The organism is Bosea sp. 685 (assembly GCF_031884435.1).
Lineage (GTDB): Bacteria > Pseudomonadota > Alphaproteobacteria > Rhizobiales > Beijerinckiaceae > Allobosea.
The window spans coordinates 3112010-3135881 of record NZ_CP134779.1 but is presented as its reverse complement, the minus strand read 5'-3'; the positions used below and the strand labels follow the sequence as shown (position 1 = coordinate 3135881).

General features: G+C 68.2%; 4 protein-coding genes. All 4 read right to left on the bottom strand.

Annotated features, from left to right (window positions below):
- Positions 1-34: 34 nt before the first annotated feature.
- Positions 35-1696, bottom strand: a complete 1662-nt coding sequence (locus RMR04_RS16115; protein ID WP_311915614.1) for a ShlB/FhaC/HecB family hemolysin secretion/activation protein — start codon at positions 1694-1696, stop codon at positions 35-37.
- The gene (locus tag RMR04_RS16110; RefSeq protein ID WP_311915613.1) at positions 1693-21546 is read right to left on the bottom strand and encodes a leukotoxin LktA family filamentous adhesin; all 19854 of its coding nucleotides are present in this window, start codon (positions 21544-21546) and stop codon (positions 1693-1695) included. Before RMR04_RS16110 ends, RMR04_RS16115 begins: the two co-directional genes overlap by 4 nt.
- Positions 21547-21920: 374 nt before the next feature.
- A complete protein-coding gene (locus RMR04_RS16105) occupies positions 21921-23030 on the bottom strand; it encodes a 5-methyltetrahydropteroyltriglutamate--homocysteine S-methyltransferase (RefSeq protein ID WP_311915612.1) in 1110 nt (369 codons plus the stop codon).
- 70 nt (positions 23031-23100) lie between these two features.
- Positions 23101-23844: an ABC transporter ATP-binding protein gene (locus tag RMR04_RS16100; RefSeq protein WP_311915859.1), complete on the bottom strand. Its 744-nt coding sequence runs from the start codon at positions 23842-23844 to the stop codon at positions 23101-23103.
- Between the last annotated feature and the right edge of the window lie 28 nt (positions 23845-23872).

Genomic DNA, 23872 nt, shown 5'->3' with positions numbered 1-23872 from the left:
CGGCGTTTCCGTTGTCACGATCTAAGTTACTGATTTAGATGTTTTTTCGCAAGGTTAGTCGGAAGTAGAGCTCGTGATCGCGCTGCGCCACCGAGACCCGCTCCAGCGGGCGCGCGATGCCGCCCTCCAGCGTTGCCCAATCGGTCGGCCGCCAGGCGAGGCCGGCGCCGACGGAGGTCGCGCGCATGCTTGCAGGCACTGTCCCGTAGGTGATGCCGTGATCGAGGAAGACGAAGGCGTCGAGGGTCTTTAGCGGCTCGGGCAGCGCGTAATGCAGCTCGGCCTGGCCGTAAAAGCCTGAATCGCCGAAGGCGGCGCCGATCGGATAGCCGCGCACCGTGGTCGGGCCGCCGATCTGGAAGATCTGGTCGCCGGGAAGCTGCTTGTCATTCGTATATTGCCACGCGCCCACCAGCGACGCGTAGATATCGTCGTTCAGGCGCAGGATCGTCGAGGTGTTTCCGGTCCAGAGCGTCAGATTGCGCTTGGCCTGGCCGATCTTGTCTTCGAAATCGATCCGGGAGAGCGTCGGAGAGGTCGTATGCATGAAGCCCGGCAGCGTCACGGTGAGCGAAAGGCCGCCGGATGCCTTGGTGTTGCTGCTATGCGCCGTCGTGATGTCGATCTGCTTGCTGCTGCTGATCCCGCTGCCGATGCTCGCGACGGCCTGCAACAGTACCGCATCGGTTGCGAAAATAGGCTGCGAGAGGTTGAGCGCGCGGCTTTCCGAGATGCCCTCGGGCCGCAACTCCTTGATCGCCCCGGTGACGATATGGAAGGCCGAGCGCGTATAGCTGATGCCCAGCCGCGTGCCGAAGGGAGAGATCGGAATGCTGTAGCTGCCGCTGCCGAGGATGCTGCCGCGCGAACGAGAGCCGTAGAAGATCAGCCTGTCGTCGAGGCCGAGCAGGCCGTGATGCTTCAGGAACAGCACGCCCTGATAGCGGCCGGTCGATTTCACCGCCTGGTTGTCATAGGAGATCTGGGCGAGGTTGCGCGGTGGCTCGGTCGCGGCCAATTCGATATCGGTCAGGCCGAACTCGCCGCCGGCCCGCAGCTGAGCCCGCAACTGCACCTCGTTGAGGCGGTTGAAGATCGAGACCTGGCGGTTCAGCGTCGGCGTATCGACCACGCTCTGCGGCGCGACAGGCACCTGCGACTCGAGATACCACGGCCAGGTTTGAACCGCGCCGGTGACGCTGACCTTGCTGACGCGGCCCTCGATGAGCCCGACCTTGAGCACGCCGCCATCGAGCTTCTGCGGCGGCAGGATGGCGCTGGCCGTGACCTGCCCCTTCTCGGCGTAGAGATCGTTGACCTCCTGGACGAGCTTCCCGATCTCCGCCAGATCGACCTTGCGGCCGAGATAGCGGGCGCGCAAAGCATCGAGCTCTGCCGCGCTCAGGAAGGTGGATTTGTCGAAGTCGATGCGCTTCAGAACGATCGTCGTCCCGCCCGCGGGGAAACTCAGCTTCGGCAGGGGCGGCGGCGCCACGACACCGGGGCCGCTTTGGCGCGGCGGGGCCGTCTGGCGTTCGATCTCAAGGCGCTGGCGCTCGGCTTCTGTCTCGATCGTGCGGGGCACGATCTGCGCCAATGCAAGGCTGGGAAGCCCCAGCCCAAGCAAGGCGGCCAGGAGGGGAGCGAAAGCGCGGCCGGCTTCGCGCCGGCGCGGCCCGCAAGGATATCGCGTCAAGGCTGGGCCCCGCCGTTTCCGAACTGGCCGAGATTCACCCGTGGACCACTGCCGTCTCCGAGGCTGGCGGTCGTCTCGGGATCGGTGCTGCGCCAGCGGCCGTCAGCGCCCAGTACGAAACCGCGCGCGATCTCGCCGAAGCTCGGTCCCGTCGGCGCGACGACGCTGAGCCGGGCCATGTCGCGCACCAGCGAGACGCCATCCGCAGTATCGACATTCGCGATATTGCTGTCGAAGCGCACGACATAGGCGTTCGACGACAATTGATTGCCGTTGACGGAGATGAAGAAGGTCCGGTCCTTCTGGTAGAGCTGCACATCGAAACCGCGAACCGGAGCGATGCTGCGATTATTGGCCAGGACGGTCATTCCGGGTGTGGTCAAGCGCAGAGCTCCCGGAATGAAATTGGAGACGAGGTCGAAGCGGCTGGCGCTCGTCGTTATGACCGCATCTGTAACTTCTATCCGGTTGGCGCGGAAGCGCAATGCGTCGATCGTAAGAGCGGCGGACCTCGCCGTCCGTTCCCGCAGACCTGCGATATCGAGCACGAGCGGCGTGCCCGAGCCGCCGGGCAATTGCACGATGCTGGAGACGATGTCCGTTCCCAGGATGGTGATGCTGTCGCCCGCGCCGAAGCGGCTGAGGCGGACATCGTCGGGCGCGGAGAATTGCGCGTTGCGCGCCGCGCCGACACCGAGCCGGATCGAACCGCTGCCGCCGAGGCCGGCCCGCGCGACGAGCGCATCGGTGGCGACGATGCTGTCGCCGTCGATATCGCCGGCGCTGGCGAGGCTGGCGGAGCGGCCGGCGTCGAGTGCGCCGAACCGGATCGCCTGCCCAGCGATGGCGATGCTCTCACCCGCTTGCGCGGTCGTGATGGTGACGCCGGCGCGGGTCGAATTCAGCACGAGCGACCCGCCGGCCGTCAGGCTTTCAAAACGCAAGGCCTCCGCTGCCGTGAGCGTTACGTCGTCGTGAGCGACAAGCGTCTGGATATCGATGCCCGCGCCCGAGGACGTTGCGGTGACGGAGCCGCCGCTGCGTGCGATGCCGACGGCGATGGCGCCGGGCGCCTGCAGCAGGAGCGCGCCGGAGGCATCGAGCGTCCCGGCGTGGATCGCGCCGAATTCGGATGCGACGGAGAGATCGCCCGATTGCGTCAGGACGCTGCCGAGCGTGACCGCGCCGCGGCCGTTCAGGCTCGTGCTTTCGCCCGCAGTGAGCGAGGCGAGGGCGATGACATCGCCGGAGATGGCGGTCCCGCCGCCGCTGCGCAGGTCGTTGATCGTCACGGTCCTGGCCGCCACGAGATCGGCGCGGCCGTTGGCGCGGAGGGTCTGCGCGGTGATGCCGTCTGCCGTCGAGCGCAGCGATAGGTTGCCCGCACTCGTCACGCTGGTGAGGGTTAGCATGTTCGTAGCGGTGAGCGTGGCGTCGCCGCCGGTCGCGAGCGTGCCGATCGTCAATCCGGCGCGCGTCGAAGCGCTCGTCCCGCTTCCGCTGCTCGCCGTCCCGACGATGATCGCGCCGGACGCATCGAGCGCGATCGCGCCTGCCGCCTCCAGCGAGGTCGCCGTGATGCCGGCAGCGAGCGAGGTCGCGACGATATCGCCGGCCCGCGTTGTGAGCGTGCCCAGGCTGATCGCTCCAGCGGCGGAGAGCCTGGCGGTATCGCCTGTCGTCGCGGTCGCCAGGTCGATCGTCGCGCTTTGCGACGAGAGCGTGGCCGCGCTGCCGCTGTTCAGGTTCGAGAGCGTGAGCGCACCCGCTGCATCCAAATGCGCGACGCCGCCGCTGGTCAGCGAGCCGATTTCCATGGAGCCGATGTGAGTGGTGGCCGTGGCGTCGCCGCCGCTCGTGACCGTGTCGATCTGCAGCGTGGCGGCGCTCAGGACTGTCGAGCCGAAGGCTTGGATGGTCGTGGCGGTCAGGCGGCCGCCCGTCGATGTCGCGAGGAGGTCTCCCGCCGTCGTGGTTGCCGTTCCCAGCGCAATGGCGCCGGCGGCCTGCAAGGTCGCGGTCGCGCCTGCGTTCAGTGTCGCGATCGTCAGCTTGCCCGTTGCCGAATGGATGCTGGCCTGGTCGCCGCTTGTCAGCGTCGTGCCAGCAATGTCGCCGAAGGCGGCCAGATCCAGCCCGGCGGCCGAAACCAGTGTCGCAGCCGAGATGCCGGCATTGGACGAGGACACGGCAAGATCGCCGGCGGTCGTCTGCACCGTTCCCAGCGTGACGGCAGTCGCGGCGCTGAGCGTGGCTGCGCCTCCCGATGTCACGGCTGCGAGGTCGAGCGAGCCGGTCGACGAGGTGACAGACGCCGTGCCGCCAGTGGTCAGCGATGTCGTGATCGAGATCGCCCCGGCGGCGGTCAGCGCAGCGTTTCGCGCCGCGTTGAGCGTCACTGCCGTGATCCCCGCCGTGGTCGAGGAGACGGAAAGATCGCCGCTGGTGGTCTGAGCCGAGCCGAGGGTGACAGCGCGGGAGGCCGCGAGCGTGGTCGTTCCGCCAGCCGTGAGCGTGGTGATCCCGAGTGTCCCGCCCGAAGAGGTTGCGCTCGTGCCATTGCCGCTGGTCAGTGTCGTGACGCTGATCGCGCCTGGGGCGGTGAGGGTGGCAGCGCCGGCAGCGTCCAGTGTGGTCGCGGCAATGCCGGCATTGGTCGAGGAGACAGACAGATCGCCGGTCGTTGTCCGCGCCGATCCAAGCGTGACAGTGTTGGAGGCGGCGAGCGTCGTCGCGCCCCCGGCCGTAAGCGTGGTGACGCTGAGTGTCGCGCCCGACGAAGCTGCACTCGTGCCACCGCCGCTGGTCAGCGTCGTGACGCTGATCGCGCCTGGGGCGGTAAGGGTCGCCGCACCAGCCGCATCCAGCATGGTCGCGGCGATGGTGCCGTTGGTCGAGGCGATGGACAGATTGCCGGCTGTCGTCCGGGCGGTTCCCAAGGTGACGGTCGTCGCGCCGCTGAGCGCCGCTGTGCCGCCCGATGTCAGCGCCGCGAGGTCGAGCGCCCCGCCGGTCGAGGTGATGGACGCCGTGCCTCCGGTGGTGAACGATGTCGAGACCGTGATCGCCCCAGTGGCGGTCAGCGTTGCATTGCGGGCAGCATTGAGCGTGGCGGCGGCAATTCCGGCGTTCGTCGAAGAGATGAAGAGATCCCCGACGGTCGTCTGAGCCGAGCCGAGCGTGACAGCGCCCAAGCTCGCGAGCGTCGCGGTTCCGCCGGCTGTAAGCGTTGTAATTCCAAGCGCTCCGCCCGACGAGGTTGCGCTCATGCCGCTGCCGCTGGTCAACGTGGCGACAGTGATGGCTCCTGGGGCGGCCAGGGCGGCTGCGCCGGCAGCGTTCAGCGTGGTTGCGGCGATCCCGGCTGTTGCCGAGGAGACGGAGAGGTCACCCGCCGTCGTCCGGATGGTTCCCAGCGTGACGGCCGTCGCGCCGCCGAGCGAGGCGGATCCGCCGGATGTCAGCGCCGCGAGGTTGAGCGATCCGCCCGACGAGGTGACGGACGCTGTGCCGCCGGTGGTCAGCGACGTCGTGATCGAGATCGCCCCAGCGGCGGTCAGCGTCGCGTTGCGAGCCACACCGAGCGTTGCGGCCGTGATTCCCGCGGTCGTGGAGGAGACGGAAAGATCGCCGGTCGTGATCTGAATGGAGCCGAGGGTTACGGCGCCCGAGGCCGACAGGGCGGTCGTCGCATCTGCCGTCAAGGTCGTGATGTCGAGCGTTCCGCCCGACGAGGTCGCGCTCGTGCCGCCGCCGCTGGTCAGCGTCGTGACGCTGATCGCGCCGGGAGCAGTGAGGCTGGCTGCTCCGGCTGCATCCAGCGTGGTCGCGGCGATGCCGGCAGTGGTCGAGGAGACGGACAGATCACCAGCGGTGGTCCGTGCCGATCCGAGTGTGACGGCGGTCGCGCCGCTGAGCGTGGCGGATCCGCCGGATGTCACGGCTACGAGGTCGAGCGATCCGCCCGACGAGGTGACGGACGCCGTGCCGCCAGTGGTCAGCGAGGTCGTGACCGAGATCGCCCCGGCGGCGGTCAGGGCCGCTTTTCCTGCCGCATTGAGCGTAGCGGCCGTGATCCCGGCATTCGTCGAGGAGGCCAGGATATCTCCGGTCGTCGTCTGCGCCGAGCCGAGCGTGACGGCGCTGAAGGCCGCAAGCGTCGCCGTCCCGCCAGCCGTAAGCGTGGTGGTATCGAGCGCCCCGCCCGATGAGGTCGCGGTCGTGCCGCTGCCGCTGGTCAGTGTCGCAACGGTGATGGCGCCGGGAGCGGTGAGGGTGACAGCCCCATCGGCATCGAGCGTGGTGGCGGTGATGCCGGCGGTGGTGGAGGAGACCGAGAGGTCGCCCGTCGTCGTCCGCGCAGAGCCGAGCGTGACCGCGCCGGAGGCTGCGAGTGTCGTGGTTCCGCCGGCCGTGAGCGTCGTGACGTCAAGCGTGCTGCTCGAAGAGGTCGCACTCGTGCCGCTGCCGCTGGTCAATGTCGTGACGCCGATCGCGCCTGAGGCGGTGAGTGTGGCCGCGCCGGCAGCATTGAGCGTGGTCGCGGTGATGCCGGCTGTCGTGGAGGCTACCGAGAGGTCGCCCGCGATGGTCCGCACCGTTCCCAGCGTGACAGCCGTTGCGCCGCTGAGTGTCGCTGCTGCTCCCGATGTCGCAGCCGCGAGGTTCAGCGCCCCGCCGGACGAGGTGACGGAGGCCGTGCCTCCGCTGGAGAGCGAGGTCGTGACCGAAATCAGGCCGGCTGCGGTCAGCGTCGCGTTTCGCGCCGCATCGAGCGTGGCGGCCGTGATACCGGCGATTGTCGAGAAGACGGAGAGATCCCCGGCGGTGGTCCGCGCCGACCCAAGCGTAACAGTGCCGGAGGCGGCGAGCGTGGTTGCTCCTCCCGCGGTCAGCGTGGTGATGCCGAGTGTCCCGGCCGACGATGTCGCATTCGTGCCGCTGCCACTGGTCAGCGTCGCGACGCTGATCGCGCCGGGAGCGGTGAGCGTGGCCGCGCCAGCCGCATGCAAGGTGGTGGCGTTGATGCCGCCGGACGTCGATACCAGCGTGAGATCGCCTGTCGTCGTCGTTGCCGATGTCGCGCCGAGCGCATTCGCAGCGCTCAGGGTTGTGGCTCCGCCCGCGGTGAGGGTGCCGATCGTCAGCATCCCGGCGGTCGAGATCACGCTTGCAGCGCCACCGCTCGTCAGGGCATCGACAGTGAGGTTGCCTGTCGCGAGCAGGCTGGCGGGGCCGGTATCGGCGGTCAGCGCCGTGACACGCGTCGTCGTGGCGGTCTTGAGATAGACGCCGCCTTGCAGGCTGCGCGCCGACAGGCTCGGCGTGTCGAAGCTCACTGGCACCAGGCTGCTGCCGATGCCGCTGCCGGCATTGAGCGCGATCACGCCGCCGGCCTGGCCCGCGCCGAGATTGACGACGCTGTCGCCATTGCCGGAGATGGTCCCCGCGGCCGAAACGGCGATGGAGGCCGTGCCGGCGGGGGCGATGAGCGTGCTCGTGACCCGCCCGAGCATCACATCGCTGAGCGAGGCGAGGGTGATCCGCCCTCCGGATTGCGCGGTCGCGCCTGCTGCCATGCTGATCGAGCCGGCGGTGATGGAGAGCGGCCCGGTGGTCGCCGACAGGCTGCGCAGGATCCGCACCTCGGCATCGGCTGCGAGCGAGAGTCCACCAGCGGCCGACAGCGCGCCGATCCGCAGCGCGACGGCGGATTGGCTGGCGAGCGTCGGTGTCGAGAGCGTGGCCGAGCCGCCGATCTGGCCGGAGACCTCGCCATCGCCGGCGGCCTGGATCGCAAATGGCGTGACGCCGCTGCCGACATTGCCGGTCGCGTTGAGCACGATGTTGGAAGCCGAGATCGCGACGCCCGGCAGATAGCTCTGGATTGAGCCGCTGGCTGCGGTGAGCGAGGCCGTACCGGAGGCGAAGATGCGGCCGATCTGGGCGTTGCCGGCTGCGGCGACGAGATAGGCGTCGCCCGCGCCGGCCGAGGCCGAGACCAGCCGCCCGCCGATCTGGTAGGTCAGCGGCCTCGCCGCCGAGCCGATGCCGCCGCCGGCTCCGGTCAGGACCAGGTCGGTTCCGGCCTGAATCTGGACCGCGTTGAGCGGTGTCGTGCTGTTCGGCGCGGTCGCGACGGTGATCCCCTGCGGCGCCTGCAGGTTGATCGCGCCGGTGGCGGTGACGCGTCCGAGGTTGAGTGAGCCGCCGCCCGACTGCGCGCCGGTCGTCGCCTGGACATAGATGTCGCCCTGGGCCGAGCCGGAGAATGTGCCGGTCGCGCTGATGAAGAGCGGCGCGGTCTGGCTGATGTCGACCGAGGTCAGCGTCACGCCGTTGGGCACGGTGTTGATGTCGGAAACGGCGACGCGCTGGCCGCCGGCGTTCGTGCCGAACAGCTTGACCGAGCCCGGCGTGGTCGCCACCGCGAGCGTCTGGAGCTGGCTGGTGCTCAATGTGCCGTTGCGGATGGCGTCGAGCCCGATGGTGACGTCGGGTGCCAGCGAGCCGATGCTGCCGCCGATGTTCAGGGTCACGTCGCGGCCGACGATGATCGCCGTGCCGTTGCCGACGACGCCCGATGCCGGCTGGAGCGCCGCCTGGTCGATCGCGGCGACAAGCTGGCCGGTTTGCCAGACGGCGTTGGCGGTGATGGAGGAGGCGAGCCCGCTGACGGCGCCAGGCGAGGCGGTGGTGAAGCTGAAATTGCTTTCGAGCGTGCTCTCCTGGAAGCGCGCCTGCGTGTTCCAGTTCGCGCCATAGGCCTTCTCGAACACGCTCGCGTAGTTCGCATAGCGGTCGGCGACATAGGCCGTGACGGTCATTCCGGCGGCGTCGGCGAGCGGCTGGTAGAGCGCGGTCGCAGCGGCGTCGAGCGTGAAGACGCCGTTGCTGACGCTGCCGTTGCGGATCAGGCTGGAATAGAGCGTGTAGGTCTGGGTGACGTTGCGCTCGAAGCTCGCGACGCTGGCAAGCGCGGCGGCGTCGGCCCCATCGGCCTGGGTCAGCTTGAGCTTGCTCTTGATCGTCGAGAGCTGCTCGGTCGAGAGCGACTGCGCTGCCGTCTGGGCGCTGGCGGATTTGAGCGTGCCGCTGACCACATCGACGCGGACATTCCCACCGGTGCTGGAGATCAGCCCGGCGCGCAGATCGCCCGAGAGCTGCTGGACGCCGATGTCGCCCTGCGCCGAGATGTTGACCACGCCGCCGCTCTGGCTGCCATTGGCCAGTGTCGTCGCCATGGCCTGCATGCGCAGCGGGGTATTGATGCCGCCGACCGCGCCGTTGACGCTGGTGATGCTGATGTTGTTGCCCAGCACATGAGTGAAGTTCGCAGGAGCGTACTGCGAGACCTCGAGGCCGCCGGTGGCGCGGATGTTGATGTCGCCATAGCGGCCGGAAGCCGCATCGAGATCGGCGTTGAAGCGCCAGACCTTGGCGTTGGAATCGATGTTCAGGTTGATGCCGCCGGCGCCGGAATAGGCCGCGATGATGCCGCCCTCGGTCAGCGCGACATTGATCGGCGCGGCGGTGGAGCCGAGCGCGTCGCGCGCGCTGATGGTCAGGTTCTGGCTCAGAATATTGGTCTGTGGCGCCTGCGTGATGCTGCCGGCGGTCGCGGTGATGAAGGCGGCACCGGTCGGGTTGTTGATGTTGCCCTGCAGGCGGATCGACTGGTTCGAGGTGATGTTGAGCTGGCCGCTGGCATTGCCCTGGAAGCTGATTCCGAAGTCGTAATCGGCCTTCACCGAGGCGGTGACCTGCACATAGGCGGCGGTCACGTAGTTGTAGTTCCAGAAGCTGTTGGCCGTGCTGCCCGGCGTGCCGCGGAAATTCTCCGAGCAGATGCTCGGAGTGCCGCCATTGCAGTCGCCATAGGTCTGCTGGGCGTTGATCACGCTGGTGTGGCCGCCATAGATCCGCTCCTGGAACGGAATGTCGACCGCACTCGTGTCGCTGACGATGCGCCCCTGCGGCGTCGTCGAGCCGCCCGTCTGGGCGCTGCGCACCCACTCGCTCAGGCCGGCCTGACCCGGCGTCGGCGAGCTGACGAATTCCCACGGGTTGTTCGCCGAGCCCGACGCGTAGCGCCAGACGCCCTGGGCGTCGCGGTTGTTGACGACCAGCCCGTCCTTCACCAGGAGTGCCTGTTGCGTCCACTCGTAGCGCGTGCCGGCGACTGGATTGTAGCGTGTGGAATCGCCGGCGATGAGCTGCACAGGCGCCGTGGCGTTGGCACCGGTCAGGATCGGCTGCGTCCCGTTGGAGGTGACGTATTTGGCGATGCCGGAGCCCGGCGTGTAGACATAGACCGTGGTGTTCGCGCTCGCCGCCTTGAGCCGGTCGACGATCGTGATTTTGCTCGTGCTGGCGTTGGCGCCGGCGGCCGTGCCGGTGTTGATCCGGTTGGTGACGAGCTCGAGCCCCGAATTGTTGACGATGTCGACATGGCCGAAGCCGCCATTGATCTTGATGCTGCCGAGCGTGTTGGTGCTGATGATCTGGCCGTCGAGCAGCACCGAGCCGCCGCCCGAGGAGGCGTTGACGTCCGAGACGGAGAGCTGGTTCGTCCGGTAGTCGTAGAAGACCTTGATCGGCCGGTCGCCGCTGTTCAGCGTCGAGACGTGACTGCTCGTTATGAAATACTGGCTGACGTCGATGACGGGGTTCTGAACGGAATATTGGCTGAACGTCTCGTAGTTTCCGCGGAAGCCCTGGATCGCGGCCCCCAGTCCGCTGTCGAGCACGACCGACTGGTTCGTCGCCCGGCCGGCCTCGATCGAGGCGTTGATGTTGATCACCGACGCCTTGATCGCGACCTGCGCGCCGTAGATCTGCGAGCTGCCGCCAGCCAGGGCGGTGCCGTAGCTCTCGCGGTAGAGCGGCACGGTCGGGATCTGGGCGAAGAAGATGTCGTTGGAGCTGAAGCGGTAGCCGCCGACGCAGTTGTAGCCGACATCGCCGACGCGGCCGATGCAGTTGCCGTAATAGACGATGCTGGTGCGGCGGTCGGGTCCGTCGGTCTGCACGCCGTAGAGATAAGCGCTCGGGTCGCTGCTGCCGCCCGTCGAGGCGTTGGCCGCGGCATTGACCGTGTCGTTGATGGTGTACTGGCCCTGCGGCGTGCCCGGCCTGCCGCCGGGGTAGGAGATCGCGTAGTCCCATTCCGCCTGCGGCGAGCCGCCGGCATTATACATGCCGTTGGGGCCGTTCGACGAGATCGCGACCGCGCCCTCGGGCACCGTGACGTTGAACTGCAGCGAGTCGATGCGCTGGCCCGAGAAGCCGAAGGACCCCTTGGTGTTGTTGATCGAGACCAGCCCGCCGAGATTGGTGACGTCGTCGGCGATCAGCAGCGCCGGGCCGAAATTGCCGATGTCGCTGCGTGTATAGGCGTTGTCGATGGTGATGCTGGCCTGGGCGTTGGCGTTGACCGCGGTCTGGGCGAGCCCGTTCTGGCCCTGCGCCGCGCCGGTGAACAGGATCTGGCCGGTCGTGAGGTCTGGGATATAGGCGCCGCCATCAAGGATGAGGTAGGCCGCGCTGTTGTTGACGACCTTGATCGTCGGCCCGCCATTGGCGGTGAGCGTGCCATTGCCCTGTATGGTGTCGCCATTGACGAAGACGTTGCCGCCCGCGGCGTAGAGCTGGCTGATCCGGTAGGCCCTGACCAGCCCTGGGGCGATGCCGCCGACCAGCGTGTCGGCAACGGCCGTGTCGTCGATCGTGCCGTTGGTCGTGGTGTAGTTGGCGCGGACATAGGCCACCGCATCGAACGCGTCGTCGCGAGTGACGGTGACCGGCGCGCCGCCGGCCTTCACATAAACCGTCGGCGTCGCGTTGAGGTCGCAGATCGAGAGGCCGCCCGTGCCGCAGCCGATGATGATCTCCTGCTCGTGGAACACGCCGCCGACGGCGCGACCGTTTATGACGACGGTCGAGGTGGCCGAAGCGCCCGGGCTCTCGTCGCGTTGCGTCACCGGAATGAAATAAAGCTGGAAGCCGTGGCCGGCGCCGTCGGCGTTGGGCGTCACCGTGCCGTTATAGGCTCCGAGCGTGACGTTCTGGGCGCTGAGCAGGGCCGCGCCGGTGTTGACGTTGAGCCGGGCGCGGTTCTGCAGGTCGGTCGAGGCATCGGCGTCGGGCACCGCGATCAGCCCGCGCACATAGCCGATCGCCGTGGCGTCGCCGAGGATCGAGGTCATGAACAGGCCCGAAGCGTCGCGTCCGGCCGTGACGTTGACGTTGTCGAGGCCCGTCAGCGTGCTGTTGGCGCCGATCGTGATGGTCTGGTTGGTGATAATGTCGGTATCGGCCTCGGCGACGCCGACGGCGGCGAGACCATAGGTGGTGACGAGCGCGTTCGTCTTGACCGTCGCGGTGGTGTAGGTGCCGATATTGATCGTGCCTGCCGAGGTCAGCGTGACGCCCGTGCCCAGCGTGACCTCGTTGTCGACATTGCGGGCCCGGTACTGCGAGGTGACGCCGGCGCCCTGGAGCAGGCCGCCGGTGGTCAGCGTCACCGTGTCGTTGGCGGTCAACTCGGTGATCGCTTGGATCGAGATCGGGCCGGGTGAATTGACCGCGTTGACGCCGCTGGCGAAGTTGGCGTCGTTGCCGACCAAGACCTTCGAGGTGCCGTCGATATCGATCGTCGATTTCGCGCCGACGCCGTTGATGCCGCCGCCCGCGCCGGCGCTGATCGTGTCGCCGAGCGCAAGCTGCGTGAAGATGTTGCGGCTTTCCAGCTCGATACCCTGGAGGCAGGTGGTGACGTAGCAGCCCTTCGTACCGTTGCCGAGCGCGCTGAAGATGACGCTGTTGCCGATATCGACCAGCACGTTCGAGGTCGCGTCGTGGCTGGCGAGCGAGGCGCTCGCGCCGAGCGCTGCGGCTTGCGTTGCGTCGACCAGATTGGCGTAGGAATCAGTGTGAGCTGCGTTGATCAGGATGGTGTTGGCGCCGATCTGCGTGCGCGCGCCGATGCTGGTCGTGACCGTGGCGGTATTGGCGGTATCGGCTGAGGCGCCGGCGCCGGAGACCAGTCCGCCGCTGCCCGACATGGCGTTGGCGATCTGCGTGTCGCTGCCGGTTGCAATCAGGCTGAAGCTCGTCGCGCTGTTGCCCAGCAGGCGGGCGTCGTTGCCCAGCGTCGCGCTCGTCGTAGCCGTCGAGCTCGCATTGGCCAGCACGGCGCCGATCGAGTATTTGCCGGCGATCGAGAAGCCGGTCGCCGAGGCGATCTGGCGCGTCGTGTTGGTCGCGTTGATCGCGACGATGCCGGCTGGCAGCCGGACATTGTTGCCGGCCGAAGCGGTAACCGTCGAGGTGTTGACTGCGCGCGCATCGGAACCGACGGCGCTGGCGAAGTAGGCTCCTGAGCCGGCGAAGGACCAGGCCGCCGCACCCGTGCCGCCACGGCTGAAATCGCTGGTCGCGCCGGGCGAGCCGCCGATCGAGGTCACGGGCGTGCCGAAGATCGTGCTGGTCGCCAGGATCGAGAGGCTGCCGGCGGTGAGCGCGCGCTGGGCGGCGGCTCCGCCATCCATCGCCGCGATCACGGTCTGGTTGGTGGTGGCGCGCGAGATCGCCGCGCCTACGGCGAGCCCGCCCGTCACCGAGACGCCATAGGCGGCGGCCTTGGCGTCGGGCGTCGCGGTTGCGGTCACGCGGATCGCCCCGGTTCCGACACTGACGCTGGCGTTGTCGCCGAGATGGGCCTCGACGCGCGAGGAATCGCTGGCGCGCGCATCGGCGCCCGTGCCGGCGACCAGCAAGCCGCCCGCGCCGGCGGTCGCTGAGGCATAGGAGATGCCGGCGCTGCTGGCATCGACAGTGAGCGATGTTCCGCCTGAGAGCGTGGTGTTGGCCGCGACGTTCGAGGTCGCCGTGCCGTCGAGGCTGCTATTGGCGATCGAGATGCCGAGCGCGCCGCCGCCCGCCGCCGCCGCGCCGAGCGCGTCGGCGCGCGAGCCTTGCGTCGTCGTCGCGCTGACCGTCGTCGCGCCGGTGACCGTGAGCGTACCGCCGAGCCTTGCGGTGAGCGTGTTCGAGACTGCGCCCTGCGCCACCGCCGCGCCGGCGGAAGCCGTGCCCGAGCCCGCGCCGGCCGTGACGTCGACCTTGGACGCCACGCCTCCGGCGCCATCGATGGCCGAGGCATTGACCGTGATCGAGCCCGTCGTCACCGTCGCCTGGTCGAGCTTGGCGCTGACATTGTCGGCGACCGTGGTGTAGCCGAGTGCCGCGCCGACGCCGACGCCGCCGACGCCGATGCCGAGCGCGGTGTTCTCGGTCGAGGTTTTCGAGGTCGAGGTGACAGAGACCGAGCTGGCCGTGATCGACCCGCCGAGCGCGGTCGCGCCGGTCTGGGCGCCGGTCGAATCGAGCAGGGCCGTGGCGCTGATGGCGCTCGGCGTCGCCGTGCGGGCGCGGTTGCTGGTGAACCAGGCATATTGCGAGGCGGCGTAGCTGCTCACTTCGCTGAAGGTCGCCGTCCGGCCGAGCGCGGCGTCGGCGGCGGCCTGGTAGACGGCCTGGCCCGACCCACGCAGCGAATAAAGCCCGTTCACCGGGACGCCGTTGGCCAGCAGTGTGGCGAAGGCGTCGTTGGCGGCGATCTTGACTTGCGCGTCGGTGAGGTTGGGCGTCGTGACCTCGAGAACCTGCCGATACGAGTTCAGCCCGGCGTCGCCGATGACATATTGCAGATTGGCGGCCTTCAGCGCGGTGTAGCGCGCCGCCGCATAGTCGCGGACTTGGCTGTCGGTCGCGGTCGGCAGGAAGAGCGCGATGGCGGCGTTGGAGCGCAGCGCCTGGACGCCGCTGGCGGTCAGGGTCAGCACACCGTTGACGACCGTGCCGTTCTGGATGAGCGCCAGATATTCGGCATTGGCCGTGGTGCGCAGCTGGTCGTCGGTCGCGCCCGAGGCGTAGGCGCCGCGCAGGGTGCGATAGGTCGCAAGCCCGCTGGTGCTCAGTAGGAAGCCGGGATCGACGGCGGTGAGCTGGTTGATGCGCGAGAGCGTGCCGTCGCCGTTGATATTGAGATCTGCGCCGGCGGGAGCGCCCGTGCCGACCGAGATGACGTTGACGGCCGCGCCGAGCCCGATCGAGCCGCCCTGGCCGATGGTGAAGGCGTTGGCATCGACGCTGCGGTCGCTCACCGCCTGGACCACGACCGCGCCGGTCGTCGAGATTGTGCTGCCGGAGAGGTCTGCGAGCACGCTTGAGTCGAGGCTGGCGACATTGGTCGCGGAACCGAGGCCGATGCCGGCACCGCCGATGGCCGCCACGCCCGTCTCCGGCGTGATCGTCGTGGTCTCGCGTGCGATCACGTTGAGCGAGCCGTCGATGCTCTGGCCGGCTAGGTTCTGGATCGGCGTCGGCCGCTGCGTCGAGGCGACGCCATAGAGCCCGGCGCGGGTGGTGTTGGCGACGTCGATCAGGTTGACCATGCCGGCGATGCCGACCAGGCCCGCCGCCGAGCCACCGGCCGCCAGCGCCGTGAAGCTGTTGGTGCTGGTCGCCAGCACGTCGAGCCGGCCGTTCAGGTTGAGCGTCGTGACATTGGCGCCGCCGCCGATCGTCGCCAGCGTCGTGCTCATGCTGCGCGCCACGACGAAGGCGCTGCCGAGCGCGACGCCGCCGCCGGCACCGACGCCGGCGACACCGTAGAAGCCGTTCGTGCTGTCGGCGGTGACGCGCAGCGAGGCCGCGTTGAGGATGCCCTGGTCGACATTCGCGGTCGTGACCGCCTCGAAGCTGTTGACGAGGCCGGTCGCCGCCGCGCCGGCGACGCCGGCCGAAAAGCCGATCGTCTTGCCGGTCGAGGCTTGCGAGGACACCGCCGCGACCTCGACCGCGCCGACGCCGCCGAGACCGGCCTGGCTGGTCGCGATCGTGCCCGTGGTCGAGTTCGTCAGCGCGGCGCTCGTCTGGCGCTTCAGCGTGGTCTGCGCGTCGGCGCCGGCGCCGGCCGCACCGCCGATCGCGCCGACGACGATATAGCTGCCGGCATAGGAATGGCTGGCGGCGTCGACCACGATCGCAGTCGGGTTCTGGCCGCCGTTCAATCGCGTGTCGATCGTGCTGCCGTCGATCGTGGCCGAGGTGGTTCCGCCGAGCGAGTTGCGGATGGTGACGTAGCCGACCGCGCCGCTGATCGGGTAGACCGCGATGCCTGCCGTCACGGCATTGGCCATTACAGCCTGCTGCGAGGTTGCGATCACGGCCAGGCCGCGCAGGCTGCGCTGGGCCATCGCCAGGTCGGGCAGGTTGGTCGAGGGGCCGGACGGGCTGGACAGGCTCGGCGGGCTGACGACCGCGCCGCTGGCGAAGCTCAGCGACCCGGTGCCGTTGACGCGCGCATCGACGGAGCTGCTCTCACTGATCGAGGCGACGGTGCTGCCGCCGATCGAGTTGCTCACGATCGAGAGGCCGCCGGCGACGCTGGGCGAGCCGCCGGCCGCGCCGAGTGCTCCCGCCGAGACCGCGATGCCGTCATGATTGGTCGCGATCACGCCGACATTGTTCTCGGCGATGATGTCGGCGCGCTTCACGGTCGCGGCGACGTCGGTCGCGACGCTGCTGGTGGCGACCGAGCCTGCGAGCCCGACCTGGCGCGAGATCGCGATGCCGATCGACAAGGTCGAGATCGTGCCGCTCGACTGGCTCTGGACCAGCAGGTCGCGTGAGGCGCGCAGCCGCGCATCCTCGATCGTCGAGCTGACGCTGTTTTCAATGCTGTTCTCGACGACGGAGAGGCCGAGCGCGGCCGAGCCGAAGCCGAGGCCGAGCGAGCCTGCCGTGCCGCGGATGGTTGCTGTCGTGCTGCCGTTCAGCTTCACGTCTCGGGCCGTGATGATCGTGCCCGTGCCGGTGATGCCGGCGCTCACGACGTTGTCGACCGACTGCAATGCGACCGAGGCGACGCCGGCGAACTGGCCGGTGGCCCCGCCGAGCCCGACCGCGACGCCGGTGATGCTGGCGCCGTCCTGTGCCCGCACCGAGACATCGCCGGTCGCGGTCAGGATGACGTTGTCGATCGTGGCGATATGCGACTGCGCCACCTCGTTGCTGAGGAAGGAGATGCCGACATTGTTGCGCCCGACCTGCACGGAGCCGGTGATGGCGACGATCGCGGCCCCGTTCGGGTTCGGATCGCCGCCATTGGCGACGGAGCCGTCGAATTCGACCTGCGCCGCATCGGCCTGTGAGAAGGTCTGGCGGCCGGAGATGATGGCGTCGAAGGTCGCGTCACGGCTGCTGTCGGCGGTGACGACGACGTCGCCGCCGACCGTGATCGTCGGCGGCGCTCCGGCCGTGCCCGTGATCTCGGCCCGCGTCGTCGGCGTGACCTTGTTGAAGACGAAGGCGCCCGACAGGCCGTTGCCGCCGAGGCCGACGGTGGCGGCGCCGGAGACGATCCGGCTCGAATTCGAGGCGACGACATTCAGGCCGCTGAGATTGACGAAACTGGAGTTGCGGATGATCGCGCTGACAGCGTCTTGCCCGCTCGGGTCGCCGATTTCGGCATAGCTCAGCGACAGCCCGATTCCGGACTGGGCGCCGAGATAGGCCGAACCGCCACCGATGCCGATATCGGTGGTCTGGTAGGCGTTGACGCTGGCGAGCCGCGAGACCGTCAGGCCGGAGATCGCACTGAGGGCGGAATCGGTGATCGAGGCCGAAACGCGGTTGGTCACGAGCCCGACCGCGGCTGAGATCGCAGCTGCTCCGTTGCCGCCGGCTGAGACCGCGAGACTGACGCCGACGATCGTCGCGCGGCCTCCGGCGATCGCCTGCACCGAGGTGTCGTAGACGCCGGTCAGACTCGAGCCGCTGACGCGTGCATCGGTGCTGTTGTCGAGGATGCCGATGGCGACGGCGCCGGCGATGGCGGCGCTTGCGCCCGAGGTGTTGGCGAGATTGGCGGCGGCCGCGCCGGCGCCGACTTCGATGATCGTCGAATTCAACGCCCTGACCGAGGTGGTCAGTCCGGCATTGTCCTTCTGCTGCAGCCTGGCGCCGTCAATCCAGGCCGAGGTGCCCATCGTCGTCAGCGCGACGGCGGCCGCGCCGGCGGCCGAGAGGCTGGGGCCGCTGCCGGTTTGCTTGTTGGTGGCGTCGGAAATCTTCCGGATCGCCTCGCTCGTGCCGGGCGGCAGGGTGGTGGCGACCGCGCCGTCGGCCGCCGCCGCGGCGACGGAGGCTGCCGTGATGCGGCCGGTTGTCGCCGCCTCGACAGCGATCGAGTTCGTCGTGATCAGCCCCTGCGGCGCGGTGCCGGCGAGCCGGCCATCCGTGAGATCGTCCGAATTGTCGCCGACATAGGCGCGCGTGACCGAGCCTGCATCCAGCACCGCCACCGAGACGCCGATGCCGTTGCCGCCACCGAGCACGATGCCGCCGCTGAGCGCGAAGACGGAGACGGACTGCTCGGCTTTGATCGCGATCGAATTGGCGGTGACGATCGCCTTGTTGCTGATCGAGGCCAGCGTCTGGTTCTGGATGCCCGAGACCGAGACGATGCCGTTGAGCGCGATCGTGCCGGCCGAGCGCCCGGACGTCGTCGCGATCGCGAACAGGATGTCGGAGGTGTTGGCGGTCACCGCGAGGTCGGTCGCCGTGATCGTCGCGCCGGCGGCGACGGCGGCGACGGTCTTGCTGCTGCGCCCGATGTCGATCAGCGAACCGCCGACCGCCGAGCCGGAGCCGCCATTGACGCCGCCTTTAAAGCCGAAATTGCCGCCGACATCGACCGAGTGCTGGTCCGTGTCGGCGGTGATGGTGACGGCGCTCGCCCAGTTCTGCAGGTAATTGCCGGCCAGCGTCGTCGACCAGGCGCCCGTCGCCGTGGTCTGGTTCAGCGTCGCGCCGCTGGCGATATAGGCCGAGGTGTCGTTGCTGACGCGGAAATAGTCGACCGCGCCGGCAAGCCCGAGATCGTTCGAAGAGGAGGCGGCGTTCGCGTAGCTCGTCAGGATATTGTTGACGATGCCGAGATTGCCGTTGATGTGCGAGAAGACCTCGCCGAGCCCGGACCAGTTCGTCCAGGTGTTGGAAATGGGGTTCTCGCTGAGCGCGGCGACGCCGATGTGATTGGCGTTGATCGTCACGCCCGAACCCACCGAGGCGGTCGAGTTGTGGCTGTAATTGCCGACGGCTATGCCGAAGGAGAGCGAGACCATCGCCTCGGGATTGCTCGCCGTCGGGTCCGTCGAGTTGGAATTGGTCGAGCTGTCGGCGATCAGGCGCACGCCGAAATCGCGCTGGCGGCTCGCCAGCACGACGTCGCCCGAGGCCTGGATCGTCGGCCCGGTTCCGCCCGTGTCCGCTGCAATCGCAGCGCTGGCGCTCAGGTCGCTGCTGGCGATGGTGACGGCGCTGCCGACCTTGATGGGAACGCTCGAGGATCCCTCGGACATCTTGCCCAGCAGCTTGCTCAGCAGGGTCGAAACGGTCGAGCCGGCCGGCCCGGCATTGAAGATTATGTTGTCGCCGGTCGTCGCCGATGAACTCGTGGCGTTCTTCGTCGTATCGGAAAGCGCCTCGACCGTGACGCTCTGGACCTTGTTGGCGCTCGTTCCAAGCGAGGCGCCAAGCAACGCGTCGGCCTCCGCCTTATAATCGGAATAGGCGACGGCGATGCCGGCGACGCCACCTGAGGCCGCCACGGCCGTCGACGAGGTCGAAAGGGAATTGGTGTTCTTGGCCGTGATGCTGACCGCGCCGGTCCCAGCACCCGCGCCGGCAGTGACCGTCGCGCCGGAGTGGACCTTCGCCGCGGTGGTGACATCGACGAAGCCATAGGCGACGGTTGCTGCGACCAGGCCCGTGCCGACCGAGATTGAGACGGCGGAGACGGCGAGCTTGACGTCGTTCTCGGCCGAGACGGTGAGGTCGCGGCCGACCTTGATCGTCGCGCCCGACGCGACGTCGGCCGTGACCGTTCCCATGATCTCGCCGATCGACACCGCAGCCGCGAACGGGTTTCCGCCGGTGAGCGTGATCGCGGGCAGCGAGGCCTCCTGCCGGGCCTTGGCGGTGATGGTGACGTCGCGCGTCGCCTCGATCGTCGCGCCATCGACGACACGGATGCGGCTCAGCACCTGGCTGCCGACATAGCCGCCGTTCAGGCCAAAGAGGATGCCGCCCACGCTCTGCGCCGCAAGCGCCAGCAGCGGCCCGGCGGAGGGATCGGCATAGGAGGCGACGGCGGTCGCATCCGCCTTCAGCAAAATGTCTCGTCCCGTGATCGTGCCGTGAATGTCGATGGTCGAGGTCGCGCTGGCCATGCCGGCGATCCGGATGTCCGATGTCGTCGCGTCGAGCGTGACGTCACCGGCAGTATAGGCACTGCCCGTGCTGACGCCGGCGAGCAGCGAGCCGAACACGCTGATGTTGGGGGAGGTCAGCAGGATTGCGCCGGAATTGCCGGTCGAGGGATTGGAGGCCGAGAGCACGCCGCCATTGGCGGAACGGTTGAACTGGCGCGTGTCGATGCTGCCGTCGGCGGCGATCATGATGCTGTTGGTGGCCTGCAACGACACATCCGTGCCGTTGGTGATCATGCTGGCGCTGCCGCCGGTCCCGATGATCAGGTCTGTCGGGTCGATATAGAGCAGGCCGGCCTTGCCTGAGCGGGAGGAGAGATCGACATCGACCGCGCCCAGCGTGACCGTCTTCGTCGCGCTGAGTTCGGTGAAGCCGCCATCGCCGGTCAGGCCGCCCTTGCCCCTGAAGATCGCGCCATTCTCGACATCGAGATTGGTCCCGGCGAAGACCTTGATCTCGCCGCCCTTGCCGGCGACGCCTTGCGCCGCGCTGGCGTCGAAGCGTGCTCCGCCGGCAATCGAGATCGCGGCGTCGGAGGTGATTGAGATCTTGCCGCCATCGCCGGTGTTGACGGCGGCCTGGCCTGCTGCGGCGCTGCCCTGCGCAAGCTTTGCCGAGGGCGCTGCTCCCTGTGCGCTCAACCGCGCCGTCTGGGTGATCGTGGTGCCTCGGCCGGAGCGCACGACGATCGAACCGGCGGAGCGCCGCGCCGTCGCATTGGCGCTCAGGGAGCCCGAAATGCTCGCCGTGCCCGCCGCGACGATCTCGATGCCGCCGCCGCGCCGCGCCACCATCGCGCCGCCGTGGCGGATGCCGGAGGTGTTGACGCTGGCCGCGAAGGCGTTCTGGTGACGCCGCCTGCGTTCGCCGATATCGACGGGGGCGGCATTGGCTGTGATCTGTCCGGCGACGCTGACGGAGCTGCCGTACAGTGTCACGCCGCGTCTGGCGTTGATGCGGCCCTCGATCGAGATCGCGCCGTCGGGCGAGATCGGGATGTCGTTGGCTCTCAGCCGTGCCGCCATCGTTTCATTGACGACGCCGTTGGGGCTGATCACCTGATCGAGGAAGTCGCGTGTCGGCGTGTTGACCGTCAATTGTCCGGTGTTGATCACCCCGGACGGCCCGACCGTGAAGCCGGCGGAGTCCGAGAAGTAGACATGCCCGCCGATCTGGCCGTTCTTGTAGGAATTCAGGATGCCGTTGACGACGACGGGGCCGTTGCGGACGATGTTGACCAGCGCGCCGGTATTCTGCGGCAGGTGCATGTTGACGGTCGTGCCGCCCGCTTGCTCGAAGCGCGAGAACGAGTTGTAGCCGGCATTGCCGGACACCGTCTGGGTGGTGATCGTCGTGGTCGCGCCGCTGACGGAGACATTGGTCTGCGTCCGCCCATCGGGCGTGATCATGTTCTGCGCGAAGGCCGGAGCGTTCCACAGCACCAGCGCCATGGCCTGGCCGACCAGGCAACGCTGGCGCAAATTCGCCAGCACGGACTTAGTCGGCACGGACCTGGGCCGGACCGCGTGCGGCGGTGTCGGCAACATGACGTGCGGCAGCCGCGGCGAAGCGGTGCGACGGCGTGTGGTCTTTGGGCGTAGTGAGCGCAACGCGGAAGCCTCGGCCCGTCCGGCAAGACGGTGTTGTTTCGCCGGATTCCGAGGCGAGATACGCGCGTCCGAATGCCGGCGCGGATCACGCCAGTCTCCGAATGCCCGTCTCCTCCCTGGATCAGGCTTAACAACTCACTACCAGAGGCGGCTTGTCCTTGCGTCAGTGGGGGGTGAACGTATTGCGAACCGCAGTTCACATGATGCGGTCAACCAGCGGATTATGCCGGGAAACCGCCATAATGGTTAGCGCGAGGCCGGTCGAATGGGGCTCAGCCCCAAATCTCGCCGGCCGTCTCCACGATCAGCTCGAGCTTCCTCCACTGCTCGTCTTCGGCCAGCGTATTGCCTTCCTCGGTCGAGGCGAAGCCGCATTGCGGGGACAGACAGAGCTGGTCGAGCGCGACGAATTTCGAGGCCTCGTCGATGCGGCGCTTGAGATCGTCCTTGCTTTCCAGCACGCCGGTCTTCGAGGTCACCAGGCCGAGCACGACATGCTTGCCCTTGGGCAGGAAGCGCAAGGGTTCGAAGCCGCCGGAGCGGTCATTGTCCCACTCCATGAAATAGCCATCCACCGGCATGGTGTTGAACAGGAGCTCCGCGATCGGCTCGTAGCCGCCGGACGCGATGAAGGTCGAACGGAAATTGCCGCGGCAGAGATGCATGGTGACGGCGAGGTCAGCCGGCTTGTCCTTGAGCGCCGCCCGCACCATGCCGGCATAGATCTCGGGCTGGTGCTCGGGGTCGTCGCCGCGGGCCCGCAGCATCTCGCGCTGGTCGGGGTCGCAGAGATAGGCAAACGAGATGTCGTCGAGCTGCAGATAGCGGCAGCCGGCATCGTAGAAGGCGTGGACGGCCTTGTTATAGGCCGTGCCGACATCGCCGTAGAACGCCTCCATCTGCGGGTAGACGCCCATATTGATCATCTTCCGGCCGCCCCGGTAGTGCAGCATGCTGGGGCCGGGGATGGTCATCTTCGGCGTCGAGCCCGGAGAGACATTGTCCCGCAGGAACTTGAAATGCTCGATCATCGGGTGGCCGCTGAAGCCGACCTTGCCGACGATGCGCAGCGATTTGGCGATGCCGACGCCGCCCTTGAAGTTCATGCCTGAATCGGCGGTGATCGCCTCGATGCCGTCGAGCTCCTCCATGAAGTCGAAATGCCAATAGGCCCGGCGGAACTCGCCATCGGTGACGCCTTTCAGGCCGGTCGCCTCCTGCCTGGCGATCAGCTTGCGGATCTCAGTGTCCTCGATCGCCTTGAAGGCGGCGTCGTCAAGCGCACCAGTGGCGTGCTTCTCGCGCGCCTGCTTGAGAGGGGCGGTGCGCAGCAGGCTGCCGACCATGTCGGCGCGGAAGGGCGGCTTGGTCCTGGTCGTCATGGTCTTGGTCCTCGGATCAGGCTTGGTTGCGGGCAGGTCTAGTTGTGGGCAGGTCTAGTTGTGGGCAGGTCTAGTTGTGGGATGGAGATGAGCGCCGCAAGCGGGCCGGGCGTTCGGCGACGGCGAGATGGGCGGACATGGCGGTCTCGTCAGCCAGGAGCGCTTCGGAGCGCGCGGCGTGGACGATGGCGCCGCGGTCAAGGATGATCGCCTCGTCGGTGAAGGGAAGGATCTTGCGCGCCTTCTGCTCGACCAGGATCGTGGTCAGCCCGTCCTCGCGGTTGAGCCGGGCGATCGCAGCCAGCAATTCATCGACGATGATCGGGGCGAGCCCCTCCAGCGGCTCGTCGAGCAGCAGCAAGGCGGGATCGAGCATCAAGGCGCGCGCGACCGCCAGCATCTGCTGTTCGCCGCCCGAGAGCTGGTTGCCGAGATTGCGGCGGCGCTCGCCGAGGCGCGGGAACAATTCATAGGCGCGGGCGACCGTCCAGGCCGTGCCGCGTTGAACGACGGTCAGGTTCTCCTCGACCGTGAGCGAGCGGAAGATGTTGCGCTCCTGCGGAACCCAGCCGATGCCGATCGCCGCGCGCTTCTCGGGAGGCAAATGGGTGATGTCCTCGCCCTTGAAGCGGATGCGGCCCGAGACATGGCGGGTCAACCCCATGATCGTGTCGATCAGCGTGGTCTTGCCGGTGCCGTTGCGCCCCAGCAGCGCCAGCGCCTTGCCGTCCGCGAGCCGCAGTGACAGCCCGTTGATGACGATCGCCTCGCGATAGCCGGCGACGAGGTCGTCGATTTCGAGCAGGCCGGGGATGGCTTGGGGGAGGCTTGCTTGGGAGTGG

Excerpts from the sequence above, each read along its gene's own strand:
- RMR04_RS16105 (WP_311915612.1), bottom strand. The coding sequence starts at position 23,030 with ATGACGACCAGGACCAAGCCGCCCTTCCGCGCCGACATGGTCGGCAGC.